Genomic DNA, 14125 nt, shown 5'->3' on the forward strand with positions numbered 1-14125 from the left:
TTCACCCATGACAGAGCGCCAGCCCGCGTCTGCCCAGACGCGACGAGAAAGGGACCGGCCGTGGCTCATGCGCACGTACGCCGGTCACTCCACCGCCGAGGCGTCCAACGAGTTGTACCGGCGCAATCTCGCCAAGGGGCAGACGGGCCTCTCCGTGGCCTTCGACCTGCCGACGCAGACCGGCTACGACCCCGACCACATCCTCGCCCGCGGCGAGGTCGGCCGGGTCGGGGTACCGGTCTCGCACCTCGGTGACATGCGCCGGCTGTTCCAGGACATCCCCCTGGAGCAGATGAACACCTCGATGACCATCAACGCCACCGCCATGTGGCTGCTGGCGCTCTATCAGGTCGTCGCCGAGGAGCAGGGCGCCGACATCACCAAGCTCCAGGGGACGACCCAGAACGACATCGTCAAGGAGTACCTGTCCCGGGGGACCCATGTCTTCCCGCCGGTGCCCTCGCTCCGGCTGACCACGGACATGATCGCGTACACGGTCTCCCACATGCCCAAGTGGAACCCCATCAACATCTGCTCGTACCACCTCCAGGAGGCGGGGGCGACCCCGGTCCAGGAGATCGCGTACGCGATGTCGACGGCCATCGCCGTGCTGGACGCCGTCCGGGACTCCGGGCAGGTCCCCGCCGAGAAGTTCGGCGATGTCGTCGCGCGTATCTCCTTCTTCGTGAACGCGGGCGTCCGCTTCATCGAGGAGATGTGCAAGATGCGCGCGTTCGGGCGTATCTGGGACGAGATCACGCGCGAGCGGTACGGCATCCAGGACGCCAAGCAGCGGCGTTTCCGGTACGGCGTCCAGGTCAACTCCCTGGGCCTGACCGAAGCCCAGCCGGAGAACAACGTCCAGCGGATCGTGCTGGAGATGCTGGCCGTGACTCTGTCCAAGGACGCACGCGCGCGTGCCGTGCAGCTGCCCGCCTGGAACGAGGCGCTGGGGCTGCCCCGGCCCTGGGACCAGCAGTGGTCGCTGCGCATCCAGCAGGTGCTGGCGCACGAGAGCGACCTGCTGGAGTACGAGGACATCTTCGAGGGCTCGCACGTCATCGAGGCGAAGGTCGCCCAGTTGGTCGAGGAGTCGCTCGCCGAGATCGACCGGATCGACGAGATGGGCGGGGCGATGGCCGCCGTCGAGTCGGGCTATCTGAAGTCGCAGCTCGTCTCCTCGCACGCCGAGCGCCGGGCCCGGATCGAGGGCGGCACCGACAAGATCGTCGGCGTCAACATCTTCGAGTCGACCGAGCCGAACCCGCTCACCGCCGACCTGGACGCGGCGATCCAGACGGTCGACCCGGCGGTCGAGGCCCGCGTCGTCGCCGCGCTCCAGCAGTGGCGCGACACCCGCTATCAGCCGCCGTTCAATCACCCGCGCCCCTGCAAGGCGCTGGAGCGGCTGAAGGAGGCCGCCAAGGGCACCGGCAACCTGATGGAGGCCACCCTGGAGTGTGCCCGCGCCGGGGTCACGACCGGCGAGTGGTCCGGGGCCCTGCGCGAGGTGTTCGGCGAGTTCCGCGCCCCCACCGGTGTCTCGTCCGCGCCCGTCGCCGTCACCGCCGCGGAGGGCACCGCGCTGGCGCTGGTGCGCCGCAAGGTCGAGGGGACCGCCCGCGAACTCGGCGTCGGCAAGCTCCGCTTCCTGGTGGGCAAGCCGGGCCTGGACGGGCACTCCAACGGCGCCGAGCAGATCGCCGTGCGGGCCCGCGACGCCGGGTTCGAGGTGGTCTACCAGGGCATCCGGCTCACGCCCGAGCAGATCGTGGACGCGGCGGTCGCCGAGGACGTGCACGCGGTGGGCCTGTCCATCCTCTCCGGGTCGCACGCCCAGCTCGTGCCGGACGTCCTGGAACGCCTCCATGTGGCCGGTGCCACAGACATACCGGTGATCGCCGGTGGCATCATCCCGAATGGTGACGCCGAGCAGCTACTGGCCGCCGGAGTGGCCGCGGTCTTCACTCCGAAGGACTTCGACATCACCGGCATCATCGGCCGCATCGTCGACGAGATCCGGAAAGCAAACAAGCTCGACCCTCTGGAGGTCCCCGCATGACCACGCCCGTCAACCGCCTTCGCCCGCGGCGTTCCTGCCTGGCCGTCCCCGGCTCGAACCCCCGCTTCCTGGAGAAGGCCCAGGGCCTCCCCGCGGACCAGGTCTTCCTGGACCTGGAGGACGCCTGCGCCCCGCTCGCCAAGCCCGAGGCGCGGCACACCATCGTGAAGTTCCTCAACGAGGGCGACTGGACGGGCAAGACGCGGGTCGTACGCGTGAACGACTGGACGACGCACTGGACGTACCGCGATGTCGTCACGGTCGTCGAGGGGGCCGGCCAGAACCTCGACTGCATCATGCTGCCGAAGGTCCAGGACGCCCAGCAGATCGTCGCCCTCGACCTCCTGCTGACCCAGATCGAGAAGACCATGGGCTTCGAGGTCGGCAAGATCGGCATCGAGGCGCAGATCGAGAACGCGAAGGGGCTCGTCAACGTCGACGACATCGCCGCCGCCTCGCCGCGTGTAGAGACCATCATCTTCGGCCCGGCCGACTTCATGGCCTCCATCAACATGAAGTCGCTGGTCGTGGGCGAGCAGCCGCCGGGCTACCCGGCGGACGCCTACCACTACATCCTGATGCGCATCCTGATGGCCGCCCGTACGCACGACCTGCAGGCGATCGACGGCCCCTACCTCCAGATCCGCAACCAGGAGGGCTACCGCGAGGTCGCCCGGCGCGCCGCCGCGCTCGGCTTCGACGGCAAGTGGGTGCTCCATCCGGACCAGGTCGCCGCCGCCAACGAGATCTTCTCGCCCTCCCAGGAGGACTTCGACCACGCCGAGCTGATCCTGGACGCATACGAGTACTACACGTCCGAGGCGGGCGGCAGGAAGGGCTCCGCGATGCTCGGCGACGAGATGATCGACGAGGCCAGTCGCAAGATGGCGCTGGTCATCTCGGGCAAGGGCCGGGCGGCCGGCATGCAGCGCACCAGCAAGTTCGAAGCCCCGGAGGCCTGAGCCCCATGCAGTTCGGACGCACGTACGAGGAGTTCGAGGTCGGCGCGGTCTACAAGCACTGGCCCGGAAAGACCGTCACGGAGTACGACGACCACCTCTTCTGTCTCCTGACCATGAACCACCACCCCCTCCACATGGACTCGAACTATGCGGAGAGGACGACGGACTTCGGCAGGAACGTCGTCGTGGGCAACTACATCTACTCGCTGCTGCTCGGCATGTCCGTCCCGGACGTCTCCGGCAAGGCGATCGCCAACCTGGAGATCGAGTCGCTGAAGCACGTGGCACCGACCTTCCACGGCGACACGATCTACGGCGAGACCACGGTCCTGGACAAGACGCCCTCGAAGTCGAAGAGCGACCGCGGGATCGTGCACGTCGAGACCAAGGGCTACAAGCAGGACGGCACCCTGGTGTGCGTGTTCCGCCGCAAGGTCATGGTGCCGACCGAGACATACATCAAGGAGCGCGGCGGCGAGCAGCCCGGCCGCCCGGAGCTGACCGCACCTGCGGAAAAGAAGACGGAGAAGTAGCCATGGCGCGACTCGCCCAGACCGCCGGTCTCACCGACGTCCAGCAGGAGATCCTCTCCACCGTCCGCGACTTCGTGGACAAGGAGATCCTCCCGGTCGCCACCGAGCTGGAGCACCGCGACGAGTACCCCCAGCAGATCGTCGACGGCCTCAAGGAACTGGGTCTGTTCGGTCTGATGATCCCGGAGGAGTACGGGGGCCTGGGCGAGTCCCTCCTCACCTACGCGCTCTGCGTGGAGGAGATCGCCCGTGGCTGGATGTCGGTCTCCGGCATCATCAACACGCACTTCATCGTGGCGTACATGCTCAAGCAGCACGGCACACAGGAGCAGAAGGACCACTTCCTGCCCCGGATGGCGCTGGGCGAGGTGCGCGGCGCGTTCTCGATGTCGGAGCCGGGTCTCGGCTCGGACGTCTCCGCGATCACCTCGAAGGCGGTCAGGGACGGCGACGAGTACGTCCTGAACGGTCAGAAGATGTGGCTGACGAACGGCGGCTCGTCGAACCTGGTGGCCGTACTCGTACGAAGTGACGAAGGACACCCCGAGGGTACGGCGCCCCACAAGTCGATGACGACCTTCCTGGTCGAGAAGGAGCCCGGCTTCGGAGAGGTCCGCCCCGGCCTCACCATCCCCGGGAAGATCGACAAGATGGGCTACAAGGGCGTCGACACGACCGAGCTCATCATGGACGGATTGCGTATTCCGGCCAATCGGGTACTCGGCGGGACCACGGGCCGAGGGTTTTACCAAATGATGGACGGAGTCGAGGTCGGCCGCGTCAATGTGGCGGCACGCGGCTGCGGTGTCGCGCAGCGCGCATTTGAGCTGGGCGTCTCCTACGCCCAGCAGCGTCACACGTTCGGCAAACCGATCGCGCAGCACCAGGCCATCCAGTTCAAGCTGGCCGAAATGGCTACCAAGGTCGAAGCGGCCCATGCAATGATGGTGAATGCTGCACGCAAAAAGGACTCCGGTGAACGAAACGACCTTGAGGCGGGGATGGCGAAGTACCTCGCCTCCGAATACTGCAAGGAAGTGGTCGAGGACGCCTTCCGGATCCACGGAGGCTACGGCTTCTCCAAGGAGTACGAGATCGAGCGTCTCTACCGCGAGGCGCCGATGCTGCTGATCGGCGAAGGCACCGCCGAAATCCAGAAAATGATCATCGGGCGTCGACTGCTCGAAGAGTATCGACTCCAGGGTTAACCAGGGTTGGATGTCCTGCTTCGGGGTGTTTTCTTCGAGAAGAAGATCACACCCCGTCAGCACTCTTCGGCTGCCGACTCGGCTTCCTGGCTTGCCGAGTTGCGGCCCACGACCGGTACGATCCCGGGAAAGCCGCCGTCCCCCGTTACAGCGCGGCATCATCCGCTACGAAGGTCATCCATGCCCCACAGCCAAACCTCTGCACCTCGCGACAGCCTGGTCGGCGTACGCCTTGCGCGCGGAGCATCGCCGTGGCTCCTCCCGACCGTTGCCACCGCAGCCCTCAGCCTGGCCAGGGCGCGCCACTCCGGCGCCGCCAAGGCCGTGGCCGTACCCGCCACCGCGCTCGCGGCGGGCATGCTGTGGTTCTTCCGCGACCCCGAGCGTGAGATCGCCCAGGGCAGAGTCATCTCGCCCGCCGACGGTGTGGTGCAGAGCATCATGCCGTGGAAGGACGGGCGCACCCGCGTCGCGATCTTCATGAGCCCGCTCAACGTCCACGTCAACCGCGCCCCGCTCTCCGGCACGGTGGCCTCGGTCGAGCACATCCCCGGTGGGTTCGTTCCGGCGTTCAACAAGGAGAGCGAGAACAACGAACGCGTTGTCTGGCACTTCGACACCGAGCTCGGTGACATCGAGATGATCCAGATCGCCGGCGCGGTCGCCCGTCGTATCGTTCCTTATATCCCTCAGGGTACGAAGGTCGAGCAGGGCGAGCGGATCGGTCTGATCCGCTTCGGCTCGCGCGTCGACATCTACCTCCCCGAGGGTGTCGAGGCCGATGTGGAGGTCGGTCAGAAGACCGTGGCTGGGGTGACTCGAATTGACCGTGATTGATCCTGAGACACAGGCCGGCTGGGTGCCGGAGGCCGACGAGGTGGACGACGAGGAGGAGATGCCCCTCTCGCTCCGCCTCTCAATAGCGGACACCCTCACCCTCGGCAACGCCACGTGCGGCTTCATGGCGGTGTACTTCACCACCACGGGCATTCTGATCCCGCACCTCACCGGCAGCCAGGAGTCCGGCATGGCGCGCCACAGCGCCGCCACGGCCGTCATCCTGATGCTCTGCGCCGCGGTCTTCGACCTCTTCGACGGCCTGGTGGCGAGGAAGCTGCGCTCCTCCCCGATGGGCGCGGAGCTGGACAACCTGTCGGACCTGATCAGCTTCGGTCTGGCGCCGGCGTACTTCGTCCTCGTCTACGGCATGGTCGCGGACGACGCGCACCAGAGAGTGGCCGCGGTCGGCGCGATCGTGGTGTTGCTCGCGGTCGTCCTTCGCCTCGCCCGCTTCTCCTGCGTCACGGTGAAGGACGGTACGTTCCAGGGCATGCCGTCGCCGTTCGGAGCGCTGACGGTCGTCTCGATCGTGCTCCTGGAGCTTCCCTTCGCGGCGACGCTGATGGCGATCCTCGGTACGGCCTGGCTGATGGTGAGCCGGGTGGAGTACCCGAAGCCGCGGGGGCGCCTCGCGGTGGCGATGCTCTCCTGGATCGTCCTCTCGATGGGACTCCTGGCCGCGTGGGCCTTCGACGCCCCCAGCGGGCAGCTCCTCCTCCAGACCGGCTGTGCGCTGCAGCTCGTCATGGGGGCGGTGATTCCGCTCTTCGCCACGGCTCGTCGGGTGAACAACTTCCGCGACAACCGGCGTGAGGCGCGGGCCGCGCAGCTGCCGTAGCGTTTGAAGTGTTGTTTGTTCGTCTGTCTGTATGTGCCTGAAGGGCCCCGAACCGGGATATCGGTTCGGGGCCCTTCGGCGTAGCGGGGAGCTCCGCCCACCGACCCTGGTGGGCTCCGTTTCGACTGCGGGTGGGTGGGGTTGCTCGCGCAGTTCCCCGCGCCCCTCGGGCCGGGGCTGCGCCCCGAATATCCGCCTGCCCGGATTCGCTCGGCCTGACGGACGGTGGGGGCTGGGCGCGCAGTTCCCCGCGCCCCTGACGGGGTGCGGGCCCATGTCATTCAGCCCGTCCGGGGATTGAGGACAGGGCGGAGGCCGCATCCCAAGAGTGGGGTGGGTCAGGTCAGGAAGTCGCGGGCGATGTTTTCCGCGACCGTTTCCAGGATCGGCCCGGCATCGGAGATGCAGCGGACGATATCGGGCTCGACCTCGGTCAGGGGGTACGCCCGCCGGATACCGGCCTTGCCGAGCGCCTCCGGGCGAAGAGCGAGGCGCCCGCAGACCGCCACGACCTCCTTGCCGGCGGCACGAGCCGCGGCCGCCACCCCCGCCGGAGCCTTCCCGTGCAGGGTCTGCTCATCGAGCGACCCCTCGCCGGTGATCACAAGAGTGGCCCGGTCCAGCGCGGGCCCGAAGCCGAGGACTTCGAGCATGACCTCGATGCCGGGACGGAAACGCGCGCCCAGGACCAGCGCACCGTAACCGATACCGCCCGCGGCCCCCGCCCCCGGCGCCTGCGCGTACTCCACCGCCCTGAGCCCGATCGACGACTTCTCCAGGACGGTGACGAAGTGGACGAGGGCCGCGTCGAGCGCCTCCACGTCGTCGGGGCTCGCCCCCTTCTGCGGCCCGTACACGGCGGGCGCACCCTTCGGCCCGGTGAGCGGGTTGTCCACGTCACTGGCGAGAACGAGGTCCACGGAGGCCAGCCGGGGGTCCAGCCCGGACAGATCCGCGGTCGCCAAGTCGCTCAGCGCCGCACCGCCGGGAGCCACCGGCTCCCCCTCCGCGTCCAGGAACCGCGCCCCGAGCGCGGACAGCATCCCCGCCCCACCGTCCGTCGTGGCGCTCCCGCCCACCCCGAACACGATCGTCCGCGCCCCGGCGTCCAGCGCGGCCCGCAACAGTTCCCCGGACCCGTACGTCGACGAGGTGAGCGGCGCGAACGCCCCGGAGGGCAGTCGCTGCAACCCGCTCGCCTCCGCCATCTCCACCACCGCGGTGTCGCCGCGCAGCGCGAACGCGGCGGTGAGCTCGTGGCCCAGCGGCCCGGCGACCCGTACCTCACGCCGTTCGAAACCGGCCGCGACCGCCGCGTCCACGGTCCCGTCGCCGCCGTCGGCCACGGGCAGCGCCTCGACCTCGACGCCCGGCGCGACCCGCCGCAGCCCGGCCGCGACACGCTCCGCGACCTGCACGGCGGTCAGCGAGCCCTTGAACTTGTCCGCGGCGATCAGTACCCGCGGAACGCGCCCGGTGCCCGCACGTGTCGACTTCACAGCAGAGTCCGCCACCTTGCATTCCCCTTGCTTTCCGGCCTTGCACACGTCAAGGCAGTCGCGCCGCTGTGACCTTAACCGGAGGACGGCCTCGCCGTCATGCCCCGACCGGACGGCGCAACAGCGCGCGGCCGGGCCCGGAATTGGGTAAACCGGAGCCATGACCCCTGTGGGCACTGAGCTCGCGGACCGCGTCCTCGGGGGCTGGCTGGGCCGGATCTCGGGCAACATGCTCGGCAAGCCGGTCGAGCAGGGCGACCACTGGACGCGGGACCGCATCGACCGCTACCTGCGACAGGCCGCCGCCCTGCCGCTCACCGACTACTTTCCCGAACCCTCCACCGCCACCACCGGCAGCAGTGCCGGCGACAGCGACGAGTTCCAGCTGCGGCCCGAGTGGCGGCAGTGCGTGCGCGGTCGTATTCACGGAAGTTGCCGTGACGACGACGTCGACTACGCGATCCTCGGGCTGGACCTGCTGGAGACGCACGGGTTCGGCTTCAGCACGGAGCAGGTCGGCGACCTGTGGCTGCTGCGGCTGCCGTATCTGCAGACGTTCACCGCGGAGCGGGCCACGTACCGCAACCTCGCCAACGGCCTCAAACCGCCGCTGACGGCGACGTACGAGAATCCGTACCAGGAGTGGATCGGCGCCCTGATCCGCGCCGACGTCTACGGCTGGACCTGTCCGGGTGCCCCGCGCCGGGCGGCCTCCCTCGCCCGCCGGGACGCCGTGCTGTCCCACTCCGGCAACGGCGTGTACGGCGCGATGTGGGCCGCGGCGCTGATCTCGGCCGCGTTCACCGCCCCCACGGTCCGGCACGCGCTGGACACGGCACTGACCGTCATCCCGGCGAGCAGTCGGCTGGCCCGCACCGTACGCCGGGTGCTCACGCTGCACGAGACCCGGATGACCTGGGAGGACACGCTCACCACGGTGTCCGAGGAGACCGCCGGGCTCGGCTGGATCCATACGATCCCGAACGCCGCCGTGCTCACCGCCGGACTCCTGTACGGCGACGGCGACTTCACCCGGACCATCACCCTGACCGTCCGCGGCGGCCTGGACACCGACTCGAACGGTGCTACGGCGGGCTCGGTGGCGGGGGTCCTGTGCGGGGCCGCGGCCATTCCCGCGCAGTGGAAGGACCCCCTGGAGGACACCGTACGCAGCGCCGTGTTCGGTTTCGACGGCGTACGGATCAGTGAGCTGGCCGCGCGCACGGTCGCGCTGACGCAGGCGCAAACCGAGGCCGAGGCCGTGGCCGAGGGCTGACGGAGGAGGACCGGACGGATGCCGCGGGGGCGAGCGGTCCGAGCGGCCGGCGGGCGGTCGCGCCGGGAACTCAACAGCGGCTGGAGGTCGTCGAGTTCCGCTCCGCCGTCCGCCGTCCCCCTCCGTCGAGCCGGGCGGCATGTCCGAGGAACGGCCGCGCGGGCTCGTTACGCTTCGGGGATGACCACTCCAGACTTCGCCGCATACATCGCGGGCCTCCCCCGTGTCATCGCCGGTGCCGCCGCCCTCTTCCGCGACGGCGACGGCCGCGTCCTGCTCGTCGAGCCGAACTACCGCGAGGGCTGGGCCCTTCCGGGCGGCACCATCGAATCGGACGACGGTGAGACCCCGCGCCAGGGCGCCCGCCGCGAGACCGCCGAGGAGATCGGCCTCGACGTCCCGCTGGGCCGCCTCCTCGCGGTCGACTGGGTGCACGGCACGGCACGCCCCCCGCTGGTGGCCTACCTCTACGACGGCGGGGTCCTGAGCGAACAGGAACTCAAGGCGATCCGCCTGCAGGAGGAGGAGTTGCTGTCCTGGCGCCTGGTCGCGCGCGAGGAACTGCCCGACCACCTGCCGGGCGCGCTCGGCCGCCGTGTACTCGCCGCCCTGGACGTGCTGGCCGAGGGCCCGGGCACGGCGGAACTGGAGAACGGGCACCGGGTCGGCTAGGTCGCGTCCTTCCCCGGTTTCTCCGGCATCCTCCCCCTCCGAATTCCATTCGCCGTGCCGCTCGGCGCGACCTACCCTCGGCAGCATGAAAAAGCCCCTCGTCGCCCTTCTCAGTGGCGCAGGCATCTCCACCGACTCCGGCATCCCCGACTATCGCGGGCCGAACGGGCTGTGGCGGCGCGACCCGGAGGCCGAGAAGCTCGTGACGTACGAGTACTACATGGGCGACCCGGAGATCCGGCGCCGCTCGTGGCAGATGCGGCGGAAGAACCGGACGCTGCGGGCCGAACCGAACGCGGCGCACCGGGCGGTGACCGAGCTGGAGCGGTCCGGGGTGCCGGTGCGGGTGATCACGCAGAACGTCGACGGCCTGCACCAGCTCGCCGGGATGCCGGCCCGCAAGGTGCTCGAACTGCACGGCACCGCACGTACCGTCGTGTGCACGAAGTGTCACGCGAGGGTGCCCATGGAGGACGCCCTCGCGCGGGTCGAGGCCGGGGAGGACGATCCGCCGTGCCTGGAGTGCGGCGGGATCCTGAAGTCGGCGACGGTGATGTTCGGGGAGCGGCTCGATCCGGTGGTGCTCGGTGAAGCGATGGCGATCACCAAGGCGTGTCAGGTGTTCATCGCGGTCGGCAGCAGCCTGCAGGTGCAGCCCGCCGCCGGACTCGCGGGTCTCGCCGCCGACCACGGGGCACGGCTGATCATCGTCAACGCCGAGCCGACGCCGTACGACGACCGGGCGGAGGAGGTCGTACGGGAGCCGATCGGCACCTCCCTGCCCAAACTGCTGGACAGGCTGGGCGACTGGAAGACAGACGGCTAGAGAAGACAGACGGCTAGAAGAGAGCCGTGCCGCTCTCGAAGTCCAGCAGCCGCTGCTTGCGGTCCAGGCCGCCGCCGTATCCGGTGAGGCTGCCGTTCGCGCCGACCACGCGGTGGCAGGGAACGATGATGCCGATCGGGTTCTTGCCGTTGGCGAGGCCCACCGCGCGGGAGGCCTTGGGATTGCCGAGGGCGTCGGCGAGTTCGCCGTACGAGCGGATCTCGCCGTAGGGGATCCGGCACAGCTGGTCCCAGACGCTGCGCTGGAAGTCGGTGCCGTCGAGGCGCAGCGGCAGGTCGAACTCCTTGAGCTCGCCGGCGAAATAGGCACGCAGTTGGTCCGTCGCCGCACCGAACGGTGTCTCGTCGCGCTCGCCGAAGGTCTCCTCCGGCGGCCGGTGGCGCTGCCCGGCCATGTAGAGGCCGCGCAGAACGCCGTCGTCGGCGACGAGGGTGAGGGGGCCGTAGGGGCTGTCGATGACCGTGTGTTGTTTCACTGTGCGTCCTGGGGCTCATGCGGGGGGGGCTCATATGGGGGGCTCATACGGGGAGGAAGTTGATCGGGTGGCTGTCCGTCGCCCACAGGTACTGGACCGCGTACGCCCGCCAGGGGCGCCACGCGGCCGCGCGTGCCGTGAGCGCGGCCGGGGTCGACGGCAGGCCCAACTCCTGGGCCGCGCGCCGGATTCCGAGGTCGGTGGGGAGGAACGCGTCGGGGTCGCCGAGGGCGCGCATACCGATGACGTCGACCGTCCAGGGGCCGAAGCCGGGGAGGGCGAGGAGGCGGGCGCGGGCTTCCGCCCAGTCGCTCTCCACCCCCAAGTGGAGGCTGCCGTCGGCCAGTTGGCGCACGAGGGTGGTGAAGGTGGTGCGTCGGGTGTTCGGCATCGCGAGCGATGTCGGGTCCAGCGCGGCGAGGGCCTCCGGGGACGGGAAGAGGTGGGTGAGGCCGCCCTCGGGGTCGTCGACGGGGTCGCCGTGCGCGGTGACCAGGCGGGCCGCGTGGGTGCGGGCGGCGGCCGTGGAGACCTGCTGGCCGAGCACGGCCCGTACGGCGAACTCCGCCTCGTCGACGGTGCGCGGCACCCGGCGGCCCGGCGCCTTGTCGACGAGCGGGGCGAGCAGCGGGTCGGTGCGCAGCTGGTCGTCGACGGCCACCGGGTCGGCGTCCAGGTCGAGCATGCGGCGGCAGCGGCTGATGGCGACGGGCAGGTCGCGCAGGTCGCTGAGGGTGAGACGGCAGGCGATGTGGTCGGCGAGCGGGGTGAGCCCGACGATGCCGTGGCCGTACGGCAGGCGCAGGGTGCGCCGGTACGCGCCGTCGCGCCACTCCTCGACACCGGGTACGGCGGTCGCCGCGAGGTGGCCGAAGAGGTTGTCGGGGTTGAGGGGGGCGCGGAAGGGCAGCCGCAGGCACAGCACACCGGGTGTGGCCGCCGCCTGTTTCTTGGGCGTGCGGCTGCGCAGCTCACTCGGGGAGAGGGCGAAGACCTCGCGCACGGTGTCGTTGAAGGTGCGGATCGAGGCGAACCCGGCGGCGAAGGCGATCTCCGCCATCGGGAGCGGGGTGGTCTCGATGAGCAGCCGCGCGGTCTGGGCCCGCTGGGCCCGGGCGAGCGCGAGCGGTCCCGCGCCCAGCTCGGCCAGCAGCTGCCGTTCGACCTGGCGGGTGCTGTAGCCGAGCCGGCCCGCCAGACCCGGTACGCCCTCGCGGTCCACGACGCCGTCACCGATCAGGCGCATGGCGCGGGCGACCAGGTCGGCGCGCTGGTTCCACTCGGGCGAGCCGGGGCTGGTGTCCGGGCGGCACCGCTTGCAGGCCCGGAATCCGGCCTGCTGGCAAGCGGCCGCGCTGGGGTAGAACGTCATGTTCTCGGGCTTGGGCGGTACGACAGGGCAGCTGGGCCGGCAGTAGATCCGGGTGGTCAGGACCGCTGTGAAGAACCATCCGTCGAAGCGCGCGTCCTTGGACCGGACGGCGCGTACACAGCGCTCGGTGTCGGTGTGCATCGCGTTCCGCATGGCTCCAGCATCGGACACGCACGCGGCCGGGGCTGGCGAGAATCCGACATCAACCTCACCGGGCCCGAGGTCAAGACCTCGTCGAGGGTGTCACGCTCCTTCGACGTAGGGGAAGACGCGGGTGAAGTCGGCGCCGGGTTCCTTCGTGGCGAAGCTCTCCCAGAGCGAGCCCGTGGCGGCCCCGATCGGTGCCGGGCGGCCCTGCTCCGCGGCGGCGCGCAGGTAGAGCTGTACGTCCTTGGTCATCAGTGTGTTGGTGAAACCGGCGGCGTAGCGGCCGGTGAGGACGTGGTTCGGGAACTTGTCGTGTGTCGCGGCGCTCCGCCCGCCGGCCCCGTCCAGCACCTCCAGCATGGTGGCCATGTCGAGGCCCACCGACATCCCGAAGGCGATCGCCTCGCTCGTCGCGGCGAGCGTGGTGGCCGCCAGGAAGTTGTTGGCCAGCTTCAGTGCCTGGGCGAGTCCCGGGCGGTCGCCCACCCGTCGGCGGCGGTCGCTCAGGGCGGCGAGGACCGGTTCGACGCGGGCGCAGGCCTCGTCGCTCCCGGCGTATCACGGAGAGGGTGGGGGCCCGGGCACCGGCCACTCCGCCGGAGACCGGCGCGTCGACGTACGCGACACCGCTCTCGGCGAGCAGCGCCGCGACGGACCGGGCGGCGCTCACCCCGATCGTCGAGGTGTCGACGACGTGGGTGGTACGGCGGTCGATGGCGGCCGCGAGTTCGCGCGCCACGTCCTGCGACGCCGTGCCGTCGGGGAGGCTGAGCACCACCACGTCGGCCCGGCGGGCGACCTGGGTCACGTCGGCGGCGTGTGTGGCGCCCGAGGGTGTGCGCCCGGGGCCCGCGGCGTCGTGGGCCACGAGGCCGAGACCGGCCCCGACCACGTTCGCCGCCAGGGCCCCGCCCATGTTGCCGAGGCCCACGAAGCCGACCGTCACGGTGGCGTCCTCGGCGGTCATGCGCCCTCACGCTCCGCCCGTACGGCCTTGACGCCGCGCCGTGCGGCCACTGCGGCGGGGACGCCGCAGTAGGCGGAGATCTGGAAGAGCAGTTCGTCGATCTCCTCGTCGGTGACACCCGTGCGCGGCGAACTGCTCGCGTGTACCCGGAACTCGTCCATCCGGCCCAGCGCCGCCGTCATCGCCATCACCAGCAGGCTCCGGTCACGGGGGCTGAGGGCACCGCTCCGCGCCCAGACACCCCACGCGGTCGCCGTGACGTAGTCCTGGAACTCCCGGCCGGCCTGGTCGGGGTCGGCGGTCGCGCCGTCGACGTAGGCGTCGCCGAGCACGGCCCGGCGCACGGCGCGGGCGGCGCGCAACTCGTCGGTCTCTTCCATGGGTTCTCCCAGGGACAGGGGTGATGGACAGGGGTGATGGACAGGGG

Annotated in this window: 14 protein-coding genes and 1 pseudogene; 9 read left to right on the forward strand and 6 right to left on the reverse strand. The window is 70.1% G+C overall.

From position 1 onward, the window contains the following. The first annotated feature begins 7 nt into the window (after positions 1-7). The 6 genes from RV986_RS10465 (at position 8) to pssA (ending at position 6443) form a co-directional block, all read left to right on the forward strand. Complete coding sequence (locus RV986_RS10465; RefSeq protein ID WP_475917117.1) at positions 8-2062, forward strand: protein meaA; 2055 nt, start codon at positions 8-10, stop codon at positions 2060-2062. Then, positions 2059-3024: an HpcH/HpaI aldolase/citrate lyase family protein gene (locus RV986_RS10470; RefSeq protein WP_475917118.1), complete on the forward strand. Its 966-nt coding sequence runs from the start codon at positions 2059-2061 to the stop codon at positions 3022-3024. The genes RV986_RS10465 and RV986_RS10470 overlap by 4 nt, the downstream gene beginning before the upstream one ends. A 5-nt stretch (positions 3025-3029) precedes the next feature. After that, the gene (locus tag RV986_RS10475; protein ID WP_475917119.1) at positions 3030-3557 is read left to right on the forward strand and encodes a MaoC family dehydratase; all 528 of its coding nucleotides are present in this window, start codon (positions 3030-3032) and stop codon (positions 3555-3557) included. 2 nt (positions 3558-3559) lie between these two features. Next, positions 3560-4765, forward strand: coding sequence for an acyl-CoA dehydrogenase family protein (locus RV986_RS10480; protein ID WP_475917120.1), 1206 nt, complete (start codon positions 3560-3562; stop codon positions 4763-4765). Between the two features lie 180 nt (positions 4766-4945). Beyond that, positions 4946-5602 (forward strand): phosphatidylserine decarboxylase, encoded by a 657-nt coding sequence (locus RV986_RS10485; RefSeq protein ID WP_475917121.1) that lies wholly within the window; start codon positions 4946-4948, stop codon positions 5600-5602. A 22-nt stretch (positions 5603-5624) separates the two neighbouring features. Then, positions 5625-6443, forward strand: a complete 819-nt coding sequence (pssA, locus tag RV986_RS10490) for a CDP-diacylglycerol--serine O-phosphatidyltransferase (RefSeq protein WP_475924243.1) — start codon at positions 5625-5627, stop codon at positions 6441-6443. Between the two features lie 338 nt (positions 6444-6781). Here pssA and RV986_RS10495 read toward each other — a convergent pair whose 3' ends face one another. Then, entirely contained in the window at positions 6782-7957 is a 1176-nt protein-coding gene (locus RV986_RS10495) for a glycerate kinase (RefSeq protein WP_475917122.1), read from the reverse strand. A gap of 145 nt (positions 7958-8102) precedes the next feature. On the opposite strand from RV986_RS10495, the gene RV986_RS10500 reads away from it, so the two are divergent. From RV986_RS10500 to RV986_RS10510, 3 genes are all read left to right on the forward strand, one after another. Then, on the forward strand, positions 8103-9218 hold the full coding sequence (locus RV986_RS10500) for an ADP-ribosylglycohydrolase family protein (RefSeq protein ID WP_475917123.1): 1116 nt from the start codon (positions 8103-8105) through the stop codon (positions 9216-9218). Between the two features lie 180 nt (positions 9219-9398). Next, positions 9399-9890, forward strand: a complete 492-nt coding sequence (locus tag RV986_RS10505) for an NUDIX domain-containing protein (RefSeq protein ID WP_475917124.1) — start codon at positions 9399-9401, stop codon at positions 9888-9890. 85 nt (positions 9891-9975) lie between these two features. After that, the gene (locus RV986_RS10510; protein ID WP_475917125.1) at positions 9976-10716 is read left to right on the forward strand and encodes a Sir2 family NAD-dependent protein deacetylase; all 741 of its coding nucleotides are present in this window, start codon (positions 9976-9978) and stop codon (positions 10714-10716) included. Positions 10717-10729: 13 nt separating this feature from the next. On the opposite strand, the gene RV986_RS10515 is transcribed toward RV986_RS10510, so the two are convergent. From RV986_RS10515 to RV986_RS10535, 5 genes and pseudogenes are all read right to left on the reverse strand, one after another. Further along, positions 10730-11212, reverse strand: coding sequence for a methylated-DNA--[protein]-cysteine S-methyltransferase (locus tag RV986_RS10515; protein ID WP_475917126.1), 483 nt, complete (start codon positions 11210-11212; stop codon positions 10730-10732). 43 nt (positions 11213-11255) lie between these two features. Then, positions 11256-12725, reverse strand: coding sequence for an AlkA N-terminal domain-containing protein (locus tag RV986_RS10520; protein ID WP_475924244.1), 1470 nt, complete (start codon positions 12723-12725; stop codon positions 11256-11258). Positions 12726-12827: 102 nt separating this feature from the next. Next, positions 12828-13217: an NAD-binding protein gene (locus RV986_RS10525; protein ID WP_475917127.1), complete on the reverse strand. Its 390-nt coding sequence runs from the start codon at positions 13215-13217 to the stop codon at positions 12828-12830. Positions 13218-13299: 82 nt separating this feature from the next. Continuing rightward, a pseudogene (locus RV986_RS10530) lies at positions 13300-13698 on the reverse strand (NAD(P)-binding domain-containing protein); the annotation flags it as partial. Then, positions 13695-14078: a carboxymuconolactone decarboxylase family protein gene (locus RV986_RS10535; RefSeq protein ID WP_475917128.1), complete on the reverse strand. Its 384-nt coding sequence runs from the start codon at positions 14076-14078 to the stop codon at positions 13695-13697. The gene RV986_RS10535 and the pseudogene RV986_RS10530, both read right to left, overlap by 4 nt. Between the last annotated feature and the right edge of the window lie 47 nt (positions 14079-14125).

This window comes from Streptomyces sp. RLA012, assembly GCF_056270325.1.

What these genes read in the sequence shown, in the direction of transcription:
- RV986_RS10505 (WP_475917124.1), top strand. Translation starts at nt 9,399, where the DNA reads ATGACCACTCCAGACTTCGCCGCATACATCGCGGGCCTCCCCCGTGTC.
- RV986_RS10535 (WP_475917128.1), bottom strand. Translation starts at nt 14,078, where the DNA reads ATGGAAGAGACCGACGAGTTGCGCGCCGCCCGCGCCGTGCGCCGGGCC.
- RV986_RS10470 (WP_475917118.1), top strand. Translation starts at nt 2,059, where the DNA reads ATGACCACGCCCGTCAACCGCCTTCGCCCGCGGCGTTCCTGCCTGGCC.
- RV986_RS10510 (WP_475917125.1), top strand. Translation starts at nt 9,976, where the DNA reads ATGAAAAAGCCCCTCGTCGCCCTTCTCAGTGGCGCAGGCATCTCCACC.
- RV986_RS10520 (WP_475924244.1), bottom strand. Translation starts at nt 12,725, where the DNA reads ATGCACACCGACACCGAGCGCTGTGTACGCGCCGTCCGGTCCAAGGAC.
- RV986_RS10480 (WP_475917120.1), top strand. Translation starts at nt 3,560, where the DNA reads ATGGCGCGACTCGCCCAGACCGCCGGTCTCACCGACGTCCAGCAGGAG.
- RV986_RS10475 (WP_475917119.1), top strand. Translation starts at nt 3,030, where the DNA reads ATGCAGTTCGGACGCACGTACGAGGAGTTCGAGGTCGGCGCGGTCTAC.
- RV986_RS10500 (WP_475917123.1), top strand. Translation starts at nt 8,103, where the DNA reads ATGACCCCTGTGGGCACTGAGCTCGCGGACCGCGTCCTCGGGGGCTGG.
- RV986_RS10465 (WP_475917117.1), top strand. Translation starts at nt 8, where the DNA reads ATGACAGAGCGCCAGCCCGCGTCTGCCCAGACGCGACGAGAAAGGGAC.
- RV986_RS10485 (WP_475917121.1), top strand. Translation starts at nt 4,946, where the DNA reads ATGCCCCACAGCCAAACCTCTGCACCTCGCGACAGCCTGGTCGGCGTA.